Source organism: Pseudomonas sp. BP11-1-1, assembly GCF_052112105.1.
Lineage (GTDB): Bacteria > Pseudomonadota > Gammaproteobacteria > Pseudomonadales > Pseudomonadaceae > Aquipseudomonas > Aquipseudomonas alvandae.
In genome coordinates this window covers 1-19,408 of sequence record NZ_JAUTYU010000011.1, presented here as the reverse complement: position 1 = coordinate 19,408, position 19,408 = coordinate 1, and the positions used below count along the sequence as shown (strand labels likewise).

Genomic DNA, 19,408 nt, shown 5'->3' with positions numbered 1-19,408 from the left:
GGCTGGATCAGCCTTGCTTTTTGGTAACAGTCTCGACGATATGCGACGGAGCTGTATTGTATTTTTTGAATTCCATAGAGTAGCTTGCGCGACCCTGAGACATGGAGCGAACGTCGGTTGCGTAACCGAACATCTCACCCAACGGAACCTCGGCGCGGATAACCTTGCCGGAAACCGTATCTTCCATACCCAGAATCATGCCACGACGACGGTTAAGGTCGCCCATGACATCACCCATGTAGTCTTCAGGCGTAACGACTTCTACCGCCATGATAGGCTCAAGCAACTCACCACCGCCCTTCTGGGCCAGTTGCTTGGTAGCCATGGAAGCAGCCACCTTAAACGCCATCTCGTTGGAGTCGACGTCGTGGTAAGAACCGTCGAACACGGTCGCCTTCAGGCCGATCAGCGGATAGCCGGCAACAACGCCGTTCTTCATCTGCTCTTCGATACCCTTCTGGATCGCTGGGATGTATTCCTTCGGAACCACACCACCTACGACTTCGTTCAGGAATTGCAGACCTTCCTGACCTTCGTCAGCAGGAGCAAAACGGATCCAGCAGTGACCGAACTGGCCACGACCGCCGGACTGGCGAACGAACTTGCCTTCGATTTCACAGCTCTTCGTGATGCGCTCACGATAGGAAACCTGAGGCTTACCGATGTTGGCTTCGACGTTGAACTCACGGCGCATCCGGTCAACCAGGATGTCCAGGTGCAGCTCGCCCATGCCGGAGATGATCGTCTGACCAGTCTCTTCATCAGTCTTGACGCGGAAAGACGGGTCTTCCTGAGCAAGCTTGCCCAGAGCGATACCCATTTTTTCCTGGTCATCCTTGGTCTTAGGCTCAACAGCAACCGAAATAACCGGCTCCGGGAAGTCCATGCGAACCAGGATGATTGGCTTGTCAGCGTTGCACAAGGTTTCACCGGTGGTGACGTCCTTCATGCCGATCAAGGCCGCGATGTCGCCAGCGCGTACTTCCTTGATTTCTTCACGGGCGTTTGCGTGCATCTGCACCATACGACCCACGCGCTCTTTCTTGCCTTTTACCGAGTTGATCACGCCGTCGCCGGATGCCAACACGCCCGAGTAAACTCGAACAAAGGTCAAGGTACCCACGAATGGGTCGGTAGCGATCTTGAACGCCAAGGCCGCGAACGGCTCGTCATCACTTGCGTGACGCTCCATTTCCTCTTCCTCGTTATCAGGGTTGGAACCCTTGATAGCAGGAATGTCGGTTGGAGCAGGCAGGAAGTCGATCACAGCGTCGAGAACCAGGGGAACACCCTTGTTCTTGAAGGAAGAACCGCAAACAGCCAGAACGATCTCACCAGCGATAGTGCGCTGACGCAGAGCGGCCTTGATTTCGTCGTTGGTGAGTTCTTCACCCTCGAGGTACTTGTTCATCAGCTCTTCGCTGGCTTCGGCTGCAGCCTCAACCATGTTGCTGCGCCATTGCTCGGCTTCTTCCAACAGCTCGGCAGGAATTTCCTTGCGAACAGGAACCATGCCCTTGTCGGCATCATTCCAGTACACGGCCTGCATGTTGATCAGGTCGATCTGGCCCTGGAAGTTGTCTTCCGAACCGATAGCGAGCTGGATAGGCACCGGAGTGTGACCCAGACGCTGCTTGATCTGACCGATCACGCGCAGGAAGTTGGCACCAGCACGGTCCATCTTGTTTACGTAAACAAGACGTGGAACGCCGTATTTGTTGGCCTGACGCCATACGGTTTCCGACTGAGGCTCAACACCCGAAGTACCACAGAACACAACGACCGCGCCGTCGAGTACACGCAGGGAACGCTCAACTTCAATGGTGAAGTCTACGTGGCCCGGGGTATCGATTACGTTGAAGCGATGCTCGTGCGGGTACTGCTTCTCGGAACCTTTCCAGAAGGCGGTGATAGCAGCAGAAGTAATGGTAATACCACGCTCCTGCTCCTGAACCATCCAGTCTGTGGTCGCGGCGCCGTCATGCACCTCGCCCATTTTGTGACTTTTGCCGGTGTAAAAAAGGACGCGCTCGGTGGTGGTGGTTTTACCAGCATCCACGTGAGCAACGATACCGATGTTACGGTAGCGGTTAATCGGTGTAGTACGAGCCATAAAGCCCTCGCAAATTGAGTGACGCTAAAATTAGAAGCGGTAGTGCGAGAAAGCCTTGTTGGCTTCAGCCATACGGTGCACGTCTTCACGCTTCTTAACTGCAGCACCTTTACCTTCAGCAGCGTCCAACAGTTCACCAGCCAAACGCAGGGCCATGGACTTCTCGCCGCGCTTGCGGGCGAAGTCTACCAGCCAGCGCATTGCCAGGGCGTTACGACGGGAAGGACGAACTTCGACCGGAACCTGGTAAGTAGCACCGCCTACACGGCGCGACTTCACTTCGACCAGCGGAGCGATGGCGTCGAGAGCTTTCTCGAAGATTTCCAGGGGATCGCTGTTCTTGCGTTCCTTAACTTTGTCCAGTGCGCCATAAACGATACGCTCGGCAACGGCTTTCTTGCCGCTTTCCATAACGTGGTTCATGAACTTGGCGAGAATCTGGCTTCCGTATTTCGGATCGTCCAGAATCTCACGTTTGGCTGCTACGCGACGTCTTGGCATGATAAGCCCTCAAGCGGTCTTCAGGTTAGCCCGGGACAGCAGATGCGTGCCCGACCTTACTCTTATCGACTCAATAAAAATGAAAAACTGCAAAACGACCGATTACTTCGGACGCTTGGTACCGTACTTCGAACGACCCTGGTTACGACCTTTAACGCCGGAAGTATCCAAAGAACCGCGAACGGTGTGGTAACGAACACCTGGCAAGTCTTTTACACGACCGCCGCGGATCAGCACCACGCTGTGCTCTTGCAGGTTGTGGCCTTCACCACCGATGTACGAGGAAACCTCGAAACCGTTGGTCAGACGCACACGGCATACTTTACGCAGTGCCGAGTTAGGTTTTTTCGGCGTGGTGGTATACACACGGGTGCATACGCCACGACGTTGCGGGCAGTTCTGCAGCGCAGGCACGTCGGATTTCTCGACGATACGCTTACGCGGCTGACGTACCAGCTGGTTGATAGTTGCCATCTACTAGCTCCACTGTTGTCTTGCGACGCTATTGTCTTGCAAGAAAAGCAAAATGGCAGGAACGAATTCCCGCCAAATTTAGGGGATCAAGAGTCTAAAGAGGATCTTGTCCCCAGTCAAGGCAAGGCCCCGACCTCCCCGCCCGCCAGATCTCGACAATTTGTCTCGATCCGCCGAACGGGATGACCAGGGCCAGGCACTCAATCAACGCCGAACTCAGTTACCGCTCGAGTTCAGTGCTTCGGTCAGTGCAGCTTCCACTTCACTGGCGCTTACGCGCAACGGCTTGTCTGCATCACGGCGACGCTTGCGCTCGCTGTGATAGGCCAAACCGGTACCGGCCGGGATCAGACGACCCACGACCACGTTTTCTTTCAGGCCGCGCAGGTAATCGCGCTTGCCGGTTACCGCCGCTTCGGTCAGTACGCGGGTGGTTTCCTGGAAGGAAGCCGCCGAGATGAACGATTCGGTGGACAACGACGCCTTGGTGATACCCAGCAGTACGCGAGTGAACTTGGAGACAAACTTGTCTTCGCCGCTCAGACGCTCGTTCTCTACCAGCACGTGAGTCAATTCCATCTGGTCGCCCTTGATGAAACTCGAGTCGCCGGATTCAGCGATCTCGACCTTACGCAGCATCTGACGCAGGATGGTCTCGATGTGCTTGTCGTTGATCTTCACGCCTTGCAGACGGTAAACGTCCTGGATCTCGTTCACGATGTACTTGGCCAGCGCACTCACACCCAGCAGACGCAGGATGTCATGTGGATCGCTCGGACCGTCCGAGATAACTTCGCCGCGGTTTACCTGTTCGCCTTCGAACACGTTCAGGTGGCGCCACTTCGGAATCAGCTCTTCGTACGGATCGCTACCGTCGTTCGGGGTGATAACCAGACGGCGTTTGCCTTTGGTCTCTTTACCGAACGCGATGGTGCCGCTGACTTCAGCCAGAATCGAGGCTTCTTTCGGACGACGGGCCTCGAACAAGTCGGCAACACGCGGCAGACCACCGGTGATGTCGCGAGTTTTCGAAGTCTCTTGCGGGATACGAGCGATAACATCGCCGATCGCGATCTTCGCACCATCCGCTACACCGACCAGGGCGTTGGCTGGCAGGAAGTACTGAGCGATTACGTCAGTGCCTGGCAGCAACAGATCCTTGCCGTTGTCGTCGACCATCTTCACAGCAGGACGGATGTCCTTGCCCGCAGCTGGACGATCTTTTGCGTCGAGTACTTCGATGTTGGTCATACCGGTCAATTCGTCAGTCTGACGCTTGATCGTGATGCCTTCTTCCATGCCAACGTAGGTCACGGTACCTTTCATCTCGGTAACGATTGGGTGAGTGTGCGGATCCCACTTGGCCACGATGGCACCAGCGTCGACCTTGTCACCTTCCTTCACCGAAATCACAGCACCGTACGGCAGCTTGTAGCGCTCGCGCTCACGACCGAAGTCGTCGGCAATTGCCAGCTCACCGGAACGGGACACAGCTACCAGGTGACCATCCACTCGCTCAACGTGCTTCAGGTTGTGCAGGCGGACGGTACCGCCATTCTTCACCTGGACGCTGTCGGCTGCGGAGGTCCGGCTTGCCGCACCACCGATGTGGAACGTACGCATGGTCAGCTGGGTACCCGGCTCACCGATGGACTGGGCAGCGATAACGCCGACCGCTTCACCGATGTTCACCTGGTGACCACGTGCCAGGTCGCGACCGTAGCACTTGGCGCAGATGCCATAGCGGGTTTCGCAGCTGATTGGCGAACGCACGATCACTTCGTCGATGCTGTTGAGCTCGATGAATTCGACCCACTTCTCGTCAACCAGGGTGCCAGCAGGAACGATGACGTCCTCGGTACCTGGCTTGAATACGTCACGGGCAATGACACGACCCAATACGCGCTCACCCAATGGCTCGACAACGTCGCCGCCTTCGATGTGCGGCGTCATGACCAGGCCATGCTCGGTGCCGCAATCGATCTCGGTCACGACCAAGTCTTGCGCCACGTCTACCAGACGACGAGTCAGGTAACCGGAGTTCGCTGTCTTCAACGCGGTATCCGCGAGACCTTTACGAGCACCGTGAGTGGAGATGAAGTACTGGAGTACGCTCAAACCTTCACGGAAGTTCGCAGTAATCGGCGTCTCGATGATGGAGCCGTCCGGCTTGGCCATCAGGCCACGCATACCGGCGAGCTGACGGATCTGCGCAGCAGAACCCCGTGCACCCGAGTCGGCCATCATGTACATCGAGTTGAACGATTCCTGGTCAACTTCGTTGCCGTGGCGGTCGATGACTTTCTCTTTCGAGAGGTTGGCCATCATCGCCTTGGAAACTTCGTCGTTCGCCTTGGACCAGAGGTCGATTACCTTGTTGTACTTCTCGCCCTGGGTTACCAGGCCGGACGCGTACTGGCTTTCGATCTCTTTCACTTCTTCGGTGGCAGCACCGATGATGCGGGCTTTTTCATCAGGGATAACGAAGTCGTTAACACCGATGGAAACGCCGGAGATGGTCGAATAGGCAAAACCGGTGTACATCAACTGGTCGGCGAAGATCACGGTCTCTTTCAGACCAACCACGCGGTAGCACTGGTTGATCAGCTTGGAGATCGCCTTTTTCTTCATCGGCAGGTTGACGACATCGAACGACAAGCCTTTTGGCACAACCTGGAACAACAGCGCACGACCGACAGTGGTGTCGACGATGCGAGTGTTGGTCACGCTGTTGCCATCACGATCGTTTACGGTTTCATTGATCCGCACCTTGATCTTGGCGTGCAGTGCGGCTTCGCCAGCACGGAACACACGGTCGACTTCCTGCAGATCCGCGAACACACGACCTTCGCCCTTGGCGTTGATCGCTTCACGAGTCATGTAGTACAGACCCAATACAACGTCCTGGGACGGAACGATGATTGGCTCACCGTTGGCTGGCGACAGGATGTTGTTGGTCGACATCATCAACGCACGCGCTTCGAGCTGGGCTTCCAGCGTCAGCGGTACGTGCACGGCCATCTGGTCGCCGTCGAAGTCGGCGTTGTACGCAGCACAGACCAGAGGGTGCAGCTGGATAGCCTTGCCTTCGATCAGTACCGGTTCAAACGCCTGGATGCCCAGACGGTGAAGGGTCGGTGCACGGTTGAGCAGCACTGGGTGTTCGCGAATCACTTCGGCGAGAACGTCCCAGACCTCTGGCAGTTCGCGCTCGACCATTTTCTTGGCGGCTTTGATGGTGGTCGCAAGACCACGCATTTCCAGCTTGCCGAAGATGAACGGCTTGAACAGCTCCAGCGCCATTTTCTTGGGCAGGCCGCACTGATGCAGACGCAGGGTCGGGCCTACGGTAATTACCGAACGACCGGAGTAGTCAACACGCTTACCGAGCAAGTTCTGACGGAAACGACCTTGCTTACCCTTGATCATGTCAGCCAGGGATTTCAGAGGACGCTTGTTCGAACCGGTGATAGCCCGGCCACGACGACCGTTGTCGAGCAGTGCGTCGACCGCTTCCTGCAACATACGCTTTTCGTTGCGCACGATGATGTCCGGAGCGGACAGGTCGAGCAGACGCTTCAAGCGGTTGTTACGGTTGATCACTCGACGATACAGATCGTTGAGGTCGGAAGTCGCGAAGCGACCGCCATCGAGCGGAACCAGTGGACGCAGGTCTGGCGGCAGAACCGGCAGAACGGTCAGCACCATCCACTCTGGCAGGTTGCCGGAACCCTGGAAGGCTTCCATCAACTTCAGACGCTTGGACAGCTTCTTGATCTTGGTTTCGGAGTTGGTTTGCGGAATCTCTTCGCGCAGACGACCAATCTCGTGCTCCAGGTCGATCGCGTGCAGCAGTTCGCGGACAGCTTCGGCACCCATGCGGGCATCGAAATCGTCGCCGAACTCTTCCAGCGCTTCGAAGTACTGTTCGTCATTCAGCAGCTGGCCCTTTTCAAGGGTGGTCATGCCTGGATCGATAACGACATAGCTCTCGAAGTAGAGAACGCGTTCGATATCACGCAGGGTCATGTCCATCAGCAGGCCGATACGGGACGGCAGCGATTTCAGGAACCAGATGTGAGCAACTGGCGAGGCCAGTTCGATGTGCGCCATGCGCTCACGACGAACCTTTGCCAGCGCGACTTCAACGCCGCACTTCTCGCAGATCACGCCGCGATGCTTCAAGCGCTTGTACTTACCGCACAGGCACTCGTAATCCTTTACCGGGCCAAAGATCTTGGCGCAGAACAGGCCGTCACGCTCGGGTTTGAACGTACGGTAGTTGATGGTTTCCGGCTTTTTAACTTCACCGAACGACCACGAACGGATCATCTCAGGCGAGGCCAATCCAATACGGATGGCGTCGAACTCTTCGACTTGACCCTGGTTTTTCAGCAAATTCAGTAGGTCTTTCAAGGCCTTTCCTCCTGGCGGAGCAGAGAGCGGGCAAGACAGCCCCGCTCTCGATTCGCGTCACGTGTTATTCGGTTTCCAGATCGATATCGATGCCGAGGGAACGAATTTCCTTGATCAACACGTTGAAGGACTCGGGCATGCCCGGCTCCATACGGTGATCGCCGTCCACGATGTTTTTGTACATCTTGGTCCGGCCGTTCACATCGTCCGACTTCACTGTGAGCATTTCTTGCAGAGTGTATGCAGCACCGTATGCTTCCAGTGCCCAGACCTCCATCTCCCCGAAACGCTGACCACCGAACTGCGCCTTACCACCCAGCGGCTGCTGGGTAACCAGGCTGTAAGAACCGGTAGAACGAGCATGCATCTTGTCGTCTACCAAGTGGTTCAGCTTCAGCATGTACATGTAGCCAACGGTAACCGGACGCTCGAACTTGTTGCCGGTACGGCCGTCGAACAGCTGCATCTGGCCGCTTTCCGGCAGGTCTGCCAGTTTCAGCATGGCCTTGATTTCGCTTTCCTTGGCACCATCGAACACCGGGGTAGCCATCGGAACGCCGCCGCGCAGGTTCTTCGCCAGATCCAGGATTTCCTGGTCGGAGAAGGTGTCCAGCTCTTCGTTGCGCCCGCCGATCTCGTTGTAGATCTCGTGCAGGAACTTGCGCAGGTCAGCGACCTTGCGCTGCTCTTCGATCATACGGTTGATCTTCTCGCCCAAGCCCTTGGCCGCGAGGCCCAGGTGGGTTTCAAGGATCTGACCAACGTTCATACGCGAAGGTACGCCCAACGGGTTGAGGACCACATCGACCGGGGTGCCATTGGCATCGTGCGGCATGTCTTCAACCGGCATGATCACGGAGACCACACCCTTGTTACCGTGACGACCGGCCATCTTGTCGCCCGGCTGGATGCGGCGACGGATTGCCAGGTAAACCTTGACGATTTTCAGCACGCCTGGAGCCAGGTCATCGCCCTGCTGCAGCTTGCGCTTCTTGTCTTCGAACTTGTCGTCCAGCAGACGGCGGCGATCAACGATGTAGGCCTGGGCCTTCTCGAGCTGCTCGTTCAGAGCATCTTCAGCCATGCGCAGTTTGAACCACTGGCCATGCTCAAGACCGTCGAGGACTTCGTCGGTGATTTCCTGACCTTTCTTCAGGCCGGCGCCGCCTTCGGCTTTGTGGCCGACCAGGGCGGAGCGCAGACGCTCGAAAGTTGCGCCTTCAACGATACGGAACTCTTCGTTCAGGTCCTTGCGGATCTCGTCGAGCTGAGTCTTCTCGATCGACAGTGCACGAGCATCACGCTCAACGCCGTCACGGGTGAAGACCTGTACGTCGATGACAGTACCCTTGGTGCCGGTAGGCACGCGCAGGGAGGTGTCTTTTACGTCGCTGGCTTTTTCACCGAAGATCGCACGCAGCAGTTTTTCTTCCGGAGTCAGTTGGGTCTCGCCTTTCGGAGTGACCTTGCCGACCAGGATGTCGCCCGCGCCTACTTCAGCACCTACGTAAACGATACCGGCTTCGTCCAGCTTGTTCAGTGCAGCCTCACCCACGTTCGGGATGTCCGCAGTGATTTCCTCTGGGCCAAGCTTGGTGTCACGAGCCACGCAGGTCAGTTCCTGGATGTGGATCGTGGTGAAGCGGTCTTCCTGAACCACACGCTCGGACAGGCAGATGGAGTCTTCGAAGTTGAAGCCGTTCCATGCCATGAACGCGATGCGCATGTTCTGACCCAAGGCCAGTTCACCCATATCGGTGGACGGGCCGTCGGCCATGATGTCGCTACGCTGAACCCGATCACCCTTGCTCACCAGCGGACGCTGGTTGATGCAGGTGTTCTGGTTCGAGCGGGTGTATTTGGTCAGGTTGTAGATGTCGACACCGGCTTCGCCAGTTTCAACTTCGTCATCGGCAACACGAACCACGATACGGCTGGCGTCGACGGAGTCGATCACACCGCCACGACGAGCCACGACGCAAACGCCGGAGTCGCGAGCAACGTTGCGCTCCATACCAGTACCAACCAGCGGCTTGTCGGCACGCAGGGTAGGTACAGCCTGACGCTGCATGTTCGAACCCATCAACGCACGGTTGGCGTCGTCGTGCTCGAGGAACGGGATCAGCGACGCTGCAACCGAAACTACCTGCTTCGGCGATACGTCCATCAAGGTGACGTCTTCCGGCGCCTTGACGGTGAACTCGTTCAAGTGACGAACAGCTACCAGCTCGTCGACCAGGACTTTCTTCTCGTTCATCGTGGCAGAAGCCTGGGCGATCACATGATCAGCTTCTTCGATGGCGGACAGGAAAACGATCTCGTCGGTAACCAGGGCGTCTTTCACCACGCGGTACGGGCTTTCAAGGAAGCCGTACTGGTTGGTGCGCGCATAGGCAGCCAGGGAGTTGATCAGACCGATGTTCGGACCTTCCGGCGTTTCGATCGGGCATACACGACCGTAGTGAGTCGGGTGTACGTCACGAACTTCGAAGCCTGCACGCTCACGCGTCAGACCGCCTGGGCCGAGTGCGGAGACACGACGCTTGTGGGTGATCTCGGACAGCGGGTTGTTCTGGTCCATGAACTGGGACAGCTGGCTCGAACCGAAGAACTCCTTCACCGCCGCAGCCACAGGCTTGGCATTGATCAGGTCTTGCGGCATCAGGCCTTCGCTTTCAGCCATCGACAGGCGTTCCTTGACCGCACGCTCTACGCGCACCAGGCCAACACGGAACTGGTTCTCGGCCATTTCGCCTACGCAGCGAACACGACGGTTACCCAGGTGGTCGATGTCATCGACGATGCCCTTGCCGTTACGGATGTCGACCAAGGTCTTGAGGACCGCAACGATGTCATCCTTGTTCAGCACGCCCGAACCTTCGATCTCGGTACGACCGATACGACGGTTGAACTTCATCCGGCCGACCGCAGACAGGTCATAGCGCTCAGGGCTGAAGAACAGGTTGTTGAACAGGGTCTCGGCAGCATCCTTGGTTGGTGGCTCGCCAGGACGCATCATGCGATAGATCTCGACCAAGGCTTCCAACTGGTTGCCGGTGGAGTCGATCTTCAGCGTGTCGGAGATGAACGGACCGCAGTCGATGTCGTTGGTGTACAGGGTCTCGATACGAACGACCTGGGCCTTGACGATTTTCGCCAGGATCTCGACGGTCAGCTCGGTGTTGCACTCAGCGATGATCTCGCCAGTGGCTGGATGCACGATGACCTTGGCCGAAGTGCGACCCAGGACGTAGTCCATCGGCACCTGCAGCTCTTTGATCCCGGCTTTTTCCAGCTGGTTGATGTGGCGAGCGGTAATACGACGACCTTGCTCGACAATAACCTTGCCCTTGTCGTCCTGGATATCGAGGACCGCGATTTCACCGCGCAGACGCTGAGGCACCAGTTCCAGGCTCAGGTTTTCACCTTGCACATGGAAGACGTTGGTGGTGTAGAACGCGTCCAGTACTTCCTCGGTGGTATAGCCGAGCGCGCGCAGCAGCACCGATGCAGGCAGCTTGCGACGACGGTCGATACGCACGAATACGCAGTCTTTCGGGTCGAACTCGAAATCCAACCACGAACCGCGGTAAGGAATGATGCGCGCGGAGTAGAGCAGTTTGCCGGAGCTGTGCGTCTTGCCACGGTCGTGGTCGAAGAACACGCCCGGAGAACGGTGCAGCTGGGAAACGATTACACGCTCGGTACCGTTGATTACGAAGGTACCGTTTTCAGTCATCAGGGGGATCTCACCCATGTAGACTTCTTGCTCTTTGATGTCCTTGATCGCTTTGTTCGACGATTCTTTGTCGAAAATGATCAGGCGCACTTTTACCCGCAAAGGTACGGCGTAAGTTACACCGCGCAATACGCATTCTTTGACATCAAATGCCGGTTCGCCCAGGCGATAACCGACGTACTCCAGCGCAGCATTGCCGGAGTAGCTGATGATCGGGAAAACGGATTTGAAGGCCGCATGCAGGCCCACGTCGCGGAACTGATCTTTAGTCGCTCCCGCTTGCAAGAATTCACGATACGAATCCAGCTGGATGGCCAGGAGGTACGGCACATCCATGACGTCCGGCAACTTGCTAAAGTCCTTGCGGATACGTTTTTTCTCAGTATATGAGTAAGCCATCAGCGTTCCCCAGCTTGGTCACCTGCTTGTTTGGCCCCTCCCGACGGGAGCAGCCAGAAAATCGTGCAAACCCCATGGTTTGCGCCACCACATCGGGTGGTTACAGCTCGCGATCAGCACCGACCCAGTCGGCTGCCAATAACGGAAAAAGGCCGGTGGCAAGAGCCACCAGCCATCAGCCTGTCGCTTAACGCTCGGGCTGGAGACGCAAAGTCGATGCTTACTTCAGCTCGACTTTAGCGCCTGCTTCTTCCAGAACTGCTTTGGCTTTGTCAGCTGCGTCTTTGGCAACAGCTTCCAGAACCATGGCAGGAGCGCCGTCAACTACAGCCTTGGCTTCTTTCAGGCCCAGACCGGTCAGTTCACGTACTGCCTTGATCACGTTTACTTTCTTCTCGCCAGCTTCGGTCAGCATGACGTTGAATTCGGTTTGCTCTTCAGCAACGGCAGCAGCAACAGCTGGACCAGCGGAAGCAGCAGCAGCGGTAACACCGAATTTTTCTTCGAAAGCTTTGATCAGCTCAACAACTTCCATTACGGACATGTTGGCAACGGCTTCGAGGATGTCGTTTTGAGAGATAGTCATGAAACTAAATTCCTGAATTGGGGGACGGCCTACGCGACCATCGAAATAAACAAAAAACGCGAAAAGAGGTGTCGAGCCTTAGGCTGCGGCAGCTTCTTTCTGGTCGCGCAGTGCCGCCAGGGTACGAGCCAATTTGCTGGTGGCGCCTTGCATCACGCTCATCAGCTGGGAAATTGCTTCGTCACGGGTCGGCAGAGTCGCCAATACGTCGATCTGGTTAGCTGCGAGGAACTTGCCCTCGAACGCAGCTGCCTTAATCTCGAACTTGTCCTGACCTTTGGCGAATTCCTTGAACAAACGGGCAGCAGCGCCAGGATGTTGGGTGGAGAACGCAATCAAGGTCGGGCCGGTGAACACGTCGTTGAGGACACTGTATTCAGTGTCAGCAACAGCGCGCTTGAGCAGGGTGTTACGTACTACACGTACGTAAACGCCAGCTTCACGAGCCTCTTTACGGAGTCCGGTCATAGCGCCTACTGTTACGCCACGGGCATCAGCCACGACAGCGGACAGAGCAGCTTTGGCAGCCTCGTTGACTTCAGCGACGATGGCCTTCTTGTCTTCGAGTTTAATTGCCACGGGTTTAACTCCTGCTTGTTACCGTTTCATCCGATCGAAACCGAATGTCGTTTTGGTGTCTGATTCGGTAAGGAACCGGGAGCACCATCTGCGTAGGCTTGTGGTTTAAGACTTGCGTCGCCTACGGTCTTGGACAGCCCCCGCCAGGCAGGGACCCCAATATGTCGACTGGCGCAATCGCTTGCGCCAACCTTTGTCTTACGCGTCGAGCGAGCTCTGATCAATGATCAGACCTGGGCCCATAGTGGTGCTCAGGGTAACGCGCTTGACGTAGATACCTTTCGAAGAAGCTGGCTTGATGCGCTTCAGATCGGCGATCAGGGCTTCAACGTTTTCCTTCAGCTTGACGGCGTCGAAGCCAATCTTGCCAACGGAAGTGTGGATAATGCCGTTTTTGTCGGTGCGATAACGAACCTGACCAGCCTTGGCGTTCTTGACCGCGGTGGCTACGTCTGGAGTTACGGTGCCGACTTTAGGGTTAGGCATCAGGCCACGTGGACCGAGGATCTGACCCAGCTGGCCTACAACGCGCATGGCATCCGGGGATGCGATCACGACGTCATAGTTCAGGTCGCCGCCTTTCATTTCAGCAGCCAGATCGTCCATGCCTACGCGATCAGCACCAGCAGCCAGAGCAGCTTCAGCTGCTGGACCCTGGGTGAACACGGCAACGCGAACGGTCTTGCCAGTGCCGTGTGGCAGCACGGTAGCGCTACGTACGACCTGGTCGGATTTACGTGGGTCAACGCCCAGGTTCACAGCAACGTCGAACGACTCGCTGAACTTGACAGTCGACAGCTCAGCCAGCAGAGCGGCGGCATCTACAAAGTTGTAGGCCTTGCCTGCTTCGATTTTGCCGGCGATAGCCTTTTGACGCTTGGTCAGCTTAGCCATTACACACCCTCCACGTTAAGGCCCATGCTACGAGCAGAACCGGCGATAGTACGCACGGCTGCATCCATATCAGCTGCAGTCAGATCCGCGTTTTTGGTTTTCGCGATTTCTTCCAGCTGAGCACGGGTAACGGTGCCAACCTTAACGGTGTTTGGACGAGCGGAACCGCTGGTCAAACCTGCAGCCTTCTTCAGCAGAACAGAAGCAGGGGTGCTTTTTGTTTCGAAAGTGAAGCTACGGTCGCTGTAGACAGTGATGATCACTGGAGTCGGCAGACCTGGCTCAAGACCCTGAGTACGGGCGTTGAAGGCCTTGCAGAATTCCATGATGTTCACGCCGTGCTGACCCAGAGCAGGACCAACAGGTGGGCTTGGGTTAGCCTGAGCGGCCTTCACTTGCAGCTTGATGTAAGCGGTAATCTTCTTGGCCATGAGGCACTCCAATTACGGGTTCGAACGCCTCGAAAGGCTCCCCGGTTGCTTGCGCGTTTATCCCAGTGACGACAAAACCCCACAGCCTTGGGCTGCGGGGTTGGGATGCCTGTTCGATCAGACCTTTTCGACCTGACTGAACTCCAGCTCTACCGGAGTAGAGCGACCGAAAATGAGCACTGCCACTTGGATCCGGCTCTTTTCGTAGTTAACTTCTTCAACCGTGCCGTTGAAATCAGCGAATGGACCGTCGGTGACACGTACAACCTCACCTGGCTCAAACAACGTTTTCGGCTTCGGCTTGTCGCTACCATCAGCGACGCGACGCAGAATCGCTTCCGCCTCTTTATCGGTGATCGGCGCAGGCTTGTCGGCGGTACCGCCAATGAAGCCCATCACACGAGGGGTATCCTTGACCAAGTGCCAAGTCCCTTCGTTCATATCCATCTGTACCAGCACATAGCCCGGAAAGAACTTGCGTTCGCTTTTGCGTTTCTGGCCATTACGCATTTCAACCACTTCTTCAGTGGGAACCAGAATCTCGCCAAAGCCATCTTCCATGCCAGCCAGCTTCACACGCTCTATCAGCGAGCGCATAACATGCTTCTCGTAACCCGAGTAAGCATGCACAACGTACCAACGCTTAGCCACGGGACACCCTTAGCCAACAATCAAGGAAACAAGCCAGCCGAGCAGGGAATCGAGCCCCCACAACAGCAACGCCATTACCAGAACAACAGCCACAACGATCAACGTGGTCTGCGTGGTTTCTTGGCGAGTCGGCCATACGACTTTACGAATCTCGGTGCGAGCTTCCTTAGCGAGTACAAAGAAAGACTTGCCCTTGGCTGTCTGCAGGCCTACAAAGGCAGCTACAGCAGCAATAGCAAGCAATGCAAGTACGCGGTACAGGATCGGCGAAGCAGAAAAATACTGATTGCCAACAACGCCAACAACTACCAAAGCGACTACCACTAGCCACTTGAGCAGATCGAAGCGAGAGCCTTGAGCTTCAGCTTTAGGAGTCATCTATGAAGATCCTGTGAAAAGAAAGCCAGACACACCGAGTGAATCTGGCAGGTCAGGAGGGAATCGAACCCCCAACCTACGGTTTTGGAGACCGTCGCTCTGCCAATTGAGCTACTGACCTAAAACAAAATCAGGCCGACCATTATGCCGGCCCGAAAAAGACATTACAACTGTTTACTCGATGACTTTCGCTACGACGCCGGCGCCGACGGTACGACCGCCTTCACGGATAGCGAAACGCAGGCCGTCTTCCATTGCGATGGTCTTGATCAGGGTAACAGTCATCTGAATGTTGTCACCTGGCATTACCATTTCAACGCCTTCTGGCAGCTCGCAGTTACCAGTCACGTCAGTTGTACGGAAGTAGAACTGTGGACGGTAGCCTTTGAAGAACGGAGTGTGACGACCGCCTTCTTCCTTGCTCAGAACGTAGACTTCTGCGGTGAACTTGGTGTGCGGCTTGACGGTGCCTGGCTTGACCAGAACCTGGCCACGCTCAACGTCGTCACGCTTGGTGCCGCGCAGCAGCACGCCGCAGTTCTCGCCAGCACGACCTTCGTCGAGCAGCTTGCGGAACATTTCAACGCCGGTGCAGGTAGTTTTCTGAGTGTCGCGCAGACCGACGATCTCAACTTCTTCCTGGATACGGACGATGCCACGCTCAACACGACCAGTCACAACAGTACCGCGACCGGAGATCGAGAATACGTCTTCGATTGGCATCAGGAACGGCTTGTCGATAGCACGCTCTGGCTCTGGGATGTAGCTGTCCAGAGTTTCCACCAGCTTCTTGACAGCAGTGGTGCCCATTTCGTTGTCGTCTTGGCCGTTCAGAGCCATCAGAGCCGAACCGATGATGATTGGAGTGTCATCACCTGGGAAGTCGTAAGTGCTCAGCAGGTCGCGCACTTCCATCTCAACCAGCTCCAGCAGCTCAGCATCGTCAACCATGTCAGCCTTGTTCAGGAAGACAACGATGTACGGAACGCCTACCTGACGGGACAGCAGGATGTGCTCACGGGTTTGTGGCATCGGACCATCAGCGGCCGAGCAAACCAGGATCGCGCCGTCCATCTGGGCAGCACCGGTGATCATGTTTTTTACGTAGTCGGCGTGACCTGGACAGTCAACGTGTGCGTAGTGACGCACGGCCGAATCGTATTCAACGTGAGCGGTGTTGATGGTGATACCGCGAGCTTTTTCTTCCGGGGCGCTGTCGATCTTGTCGAAGTCAACCTTGGCCGAACCGAAAACTTCGGAGCAGACACGGGTCAGAGCAGCGGTCAGCGTGGTTTTACCGTGGTCGACGTGACCAATGGTGCCAACGTTGACGTGCGGCTTATTACGTTCGAACTTTTCCTTAGCCATCGAAATCACCCCTAGGAGAAGAATTTAGCGAGTCACGCAAGCCATTAAAACAAAGGCAGATATTTTCATATCTGCCTTGTTATATGGAGCTCTTGAGCGGATTTGAACCGCTGACCTCACCCTTACCAAGGGTGTGCTCTACCAACTGAGCTACAAGAGCGAAACACTTTGCACAACCTGCAAACTTGGAGCGGGTAGCGGGAATCGAACCCGCATCATCAGCTTGGAAGGCTGAGGTTCTACCACTAAACTATACCCGCGGAGCTTGCAGCTCACGCTAAAAATGGTGGAGGGGGAAGGATTCGAACCTTCGAAGTCGTAGACGTCAGATTTACAGTCTGATCCCTTTGGCCGCTCGGGAACCCCTCCTAAGCGAGCCGGCATTCTATATCATGCCAGCCTTCTGTCAAGCATTTTCTCATTAAAAACCTGAGGTTAGCTGCGTTGACGTCGCCTCGTATCGCTTACCTTTAAAGGTCTTCGCTGCGAAGCGGGCGCCATTCTATGCAAACTACCCTGCGGGTGCAACCCCTTCGCATGGCATTATTTTATGTTTTAACTCATTGAATTCTTTAGAAAGGTTTTGAAGCAGTGTTTCATTTACCTTTCCCGCGCTTTCCTGGGGAACCTGGACCCAGAAGCCACCCCCCTCAGGAACATTCGGCGAGCTCGGCGCTACCGAACGACCTGCAATGCCTGAGGCAGCCAGACGCTGCTCCAACTGCCTGGCCAGCTCCGGACGGACAAAACCACCTAAGTAGACACAGTTTTTGGAGGCCTCACCCGGCCTGCCTGAATCACGCCTGACAAGCGCATCAGCAGTTTCGCTCAAGAGATGAATATCCTGTTGCGAACCGCGATACAAACTCAACGGCGTGACATCCTTGGCGCGAAGCGGGGCTTCCTGCTGGTGCCAGACGTAATAGAAGACATTTAAAACCAGCAATAGTAGAAACAGCCACCGCATAGAAACCTCAAGACAAAGGACAAGCCATCGCCAAACCGACAAAAACGAGATCTGGAACCACCTTGGCATCGGGAACAACCCCGGATACCAGATTGGCATCCCCCCCTGTGAGAAACACTACGAAATCCTTTCCCCAATATTGCCGCGCCAATTCAAGCTGAGTCAGCACAAACCCTCTGAGCATCAACATGCAACCGCGCTCCACCGCCTCGACAGTCGCACGACCTGGAGCGAGGCTCTCATGGGCGCGCTCGGCTGCTATATCGTCATAGCGGATTTTACGCGTGTGGGTGCGCAATTGATTACGCATCAAAGGCATACCTGGGCAAATGAACCCTCCGAGATGTCCGCCATCCGCAGCCACAAAGTCAGCCGTAACAGCAGTACCAAAATCAAGGACCAGGCATGCCCCCGAAGCGAGATGGAACCCACCAAGCAAGGCCAGCCATCGATCGAGCCCCAATCGCCCGTAATCTTCGTAGCCATTTCGCACACCCGCCATTTCCCGCGCAGGCACCGCGAGAACTACCGACACCCCGAACGACTCAACCAGCGAAGCGACCAACGAATCCGTCTCCGCCTGGGTCCTTACACTAACAAGACGACATTTCTTGAGCTGGAATTTCTCGGCATCACTCAGGCTCGCCAGCAGATCGCTATCGGAGCTGACCACGCCATCCTCGACTGGCGTCACCCCGTCAGGACGAAGAACGCGCCACTTGATGAAGCTATTGCCGCAGTCGAGCTCAAGAATCATCACGCAACCTCAAACTGAGCTCACCGCCGCTAAAGTTCTTTTCCACACCATCTACCTTCAAACGCAACGCACCCTGATGATCAATGCCCAGCACAATACCGTCGACCTTATTAACACCCGCAATCAGAGATACAGCTCGCCCCTGCCAAAGATGATACTGCTCCCACTCCGACTGAAGCGCTGCAAATCCTGACGCATGATGAAGCTCCAGATATCGCTGCAGCTTCGCACCCAATCGTGCCACCAGCTCATTTCGATCGTAACTCCTGCCAGCCTCAAGACACATCGAAGTCCATTGCTGGTCGACCTCGTCAGTCGATTGCATGTTCACGTTAATCCCGACACCTAGGACAACATGGCAAACGTCTGCAGGATCTCCCACCAATTCGAGCAAAATACCGGCGATTTTTTTCTCACCCACCAAGACATCATTGGGCCATTTCAACCCCGCCGCTGCGATCCCCATATCACGCAAGACATGCATGACCGCCAGCCCGACGACCAGGCTCAGCCCTTCGAGCTGCCGCATACCGCCGTCAATGCGCAACACCAGACTGTGATAGAGATTTTCAGCAAACGGACTGACCCACTTACGACCTCGACGGCCGCGACCCGCAACCTGTCGCTCAGCCAGGACCAAGAAAGGTGCCACCCCACCACGCTCGATGAGACGCAACGCCTCGGCGTTGGTGGAGTCGATAGAGTCGAATAAATGGACAGGCCATTCACCAAGGCCTTTTTTGCAAATCTCTGCCGCGTCCAAAAGCAATAGGGGCTTAGCCAACTGATACCCCTTACCCCGGACCTTATGAACAGACAATCCTAAATCCGCCTCCAAGTGCTGCAACTGCTTCCATACAGCACTGCGACTGATGCCCAGTGCAACACCCAGCGCCTGCCCCGAATGAAAGCGGCCATCCTTCAGAAGTTTTAGCAACGTGAGCATGCGGACTGCGCCCTGATAATGAGGCCCGCATGATAGCCATGCGCAAGACGGTTGCATAGAAACACAAAATTACTTTCCTGCGGGCAAAACAAAACCCCTACCTGCGTCAGCAGATAGGGGTTTCGGAATTTAATCTTGACGATGACCTACTCTCACATGGGGAAACCCCACACTACCATCGGCGATGCATCGTTTCACTGCTGAGTTCG

The 19,408-nt window shown here is 55.9% G+C and carries 15 protein-coding genes, 4 tRNA genes and 1 rRNA gene; all 20 read right to left on the bottom strand.

All coding sequences use genetic code 11. The features are described 5' to 3' along the window. Positions 1-7: 7 nt before the first annotated feature. Positions 8-2,113, bottom strand: a complete 2,106-nt coding sequence (gene fusA, locus Q7C33_RS19925; RefSeq protein ID WP_030138516.1) for an elongation factor G — start codon at positions 2,111-2,113, stop codon at positions 8-10. A 30-nt stretch (positions 2,114-2,143) separates the two neighbouring features. Continuing rightward, on the bottom strand, positions 2,144-2,614 hold the full coding sequence (rpsG, locus tag Q7C33_RS19920; RefSeq protein WP_003186074.1) for a 30S ribosomal protein S7: 471 nt from the start codon (positions 2,612-2,614) through the stop codon (positions 2,144-2,146). A gap of 102 nt (positions 2,615-2,716) precedes the next feature. Then, a complete protein-coding gene (gene rpsL, locus Q7C33_RS19915) occupies positions 2,717-3,088 on the bottom strand; it encodes a 30S ribosomal protein S12 (protein ID WP_003186084.1) in 372 nt (123 codons plus the stop codon). Between the two features lie 216 nt (positions 3,089-3,304). Then, on the bottom strand, positions 3,305-7,504 hold the full coding sequence (rpoC, locus tag Q7C33_RS19910; protein ID WP_030138517.1) for a DNA-directed RNA polymerase subunit beta': 4,200 nt from the start codon (positions 7,502-7,504) through the stop codon (positions 3,305-3,307). A 64-nt stretch (positions 7,505-7,568) separates the two neighbouring features. After that, the gene (gene rpoB / locus Q7C33_RS19905; RefSeq protein ID WP_198796653.1) at positions 7,569-11,642 is read right to left on the bottom strand and encodes a DNA-directed RNA polymerase subunit beta; all 4,074 of its coding nucleotides are present in this window, start codon (positions 11,640-11,642) and stop codon (positions 7,569-7,571) included. A 220-nt stretch (positions 11,643-11,862) separates the two neighbouring features. After that, complete coding sequence (gene rplL / locus Q7C33_RS19900; protein ID WP_030138519.1) at positions 11,863-12,228, bottom strand: 50S ribosomal protein L7/L12; 366 nt, start codon at positions 12,226-12,228, stop codon at positions 11,863-11,865. Positions 12,229-12,306: 78 nt separating this feature from the next. Further along, the gene (gene rplJ / locus Q7C33_RS19895) at positions 12,307-12,807 is read right to left on the bottom strand and encodes a 50S ribosomal protein L10 (protein ID WP_030138520.1); all 501 of its coding nucleotides are present in this window, start codon (positions 12,805-12,807) and stop codon (positions 12,307-12,309) included. A gap of 198 nt (positions 12,808-13,005) precedes the next feature. Then, positions 13,006-13,701, bottom strand: coding sequence for a 50S ribosomal protein L1 (gene rplA / locus Q7C33_RS19890; protein WP_030138521.1), 696 nt, complete (start codon positions 13,699-13,701; stop codon positions 13,006-13,008). Then, on the bottom strand, positions 13,701-14,132 hold the full coding sequence (rplK, locus tag Q7C33_RS19885) for a 50S ribosomal protein L11 (protein ID WP_003176435.1): 432 nt from the start codon (positions 14,130-14,132) through the stop codon (positions 13,701-13,703). Before rplK ends, rplA begins: the two co-directional genes overlap by 1 nt. Before the next feature lie 117 nt (positions 14,133-14,249). Next, the gene (nusG, locus tag Q7C33_RS19880; RefSeq protein WP_010443972.1) at positions 14,250-14,783 is read right to left on the bottom strand and encodes a transcription termination/antitermination protein NusG; all 534 of its coding nucleotides are present in this window, start codon (positions 14,781-14,783) and stop codon (positions 14,250-14,252) included. A gap of 9 nt (positions 14,784-14,792) precedes the next feature. Continuing rightward, positions 14,793-15,161: a preprotein translocase subunit SecE gene (secE, locus tag Q7C33_RS19875; protein WP_024776457.1), complete on the bottom strand. Its 369-nt coding sequence runs from the start codon at positions 15,159-15,161 to the stop codon at positions 14,793-14,795. A gap of 45 nt (positions 15,162-15,206) precedes the next feature. After that, positions 15,207-15,282 (bottom strand) — tRNA-Trp (locus tag Q7C33_RS19870). Positions 15,283-15,335: 53 nt separating this feature from the next. Next, positions 15,336-16,529, bottom strand: coding sequence for an elongation factor Tu (tuf, locus tag Q7C33_RS19865; protein WP_003186103.1), 1,194 nt, complete (start codon positions 16,527-16,529; stop codon positions 15,336-15,338). A gap of 84 nt (positions 16,530-16,613) precedes the next feature. Continuing rightward, positions 16,614-16,689 (bottom strand) — tRNA-Thr (locus Q7C33_RS19860). Between the two features lie 26 nt (positions 16,690-16,715). Beyond that, positions 16,716-16,789 (bottom strand) — tRNA-Gly (locus tag Q7C33_RS19855). Positions 16,790-16,813: 24 nt separating this feature from the next. Next, positions 16,814-16,898 (bottom strand) — tRNA-Tyr (locus Q7C33_RS19850). A 142-nt stretch (positions 16,899-17,040) separates the two neighbouring features. Next, positions 17,041-17,496: a hypothetical protein gene (locus tag Q7C33_RS19845; protein WP_198796652.1), complete on the bottom strand. Its 456-nt coding sequence runs from the start codon at positions 17,494-17,496 to the stop codon at positions 17,041-17,043. Between the two features lie 7 nt (positions 17,497-17,503). After that, on the bottom strand, positions 17,504-18,253 hold the full coding sequence (locus Q7C33_RS19840; RefSeq protein ID WP_198796651.1) for a pantothenate kinase: 750 nt from the start codon (positions 18,251-18,253) through the stop codon (positions 17,504-17,506). After that, positions 18,243-19,199, bottom strand: coding sequence for a bifunctional biotin--[acetyl-CoA-carboxylase] ligase/biotin operon repressor BirA (gene birA / locus Q7C33_RS19835; RefSeq protein ID WP_407684020.1), 957 nt, complete (start codon positions 19,197-19,199; stop codon positions 18,243-18,245). Before birA ends, Q7C33_RS19840 begins: the two co-directional genes overlap by 11 nt. A gap of 133 nt (positions 19,200-19,332) precedes the next feature. Continuing rightward, positions 19,333-19,408: ribosomal RNA gene (gene rrf / locus Q7C33_RS19830) — 5S ribosomal RNA — on the bottom strand; the annotation flags it as partial.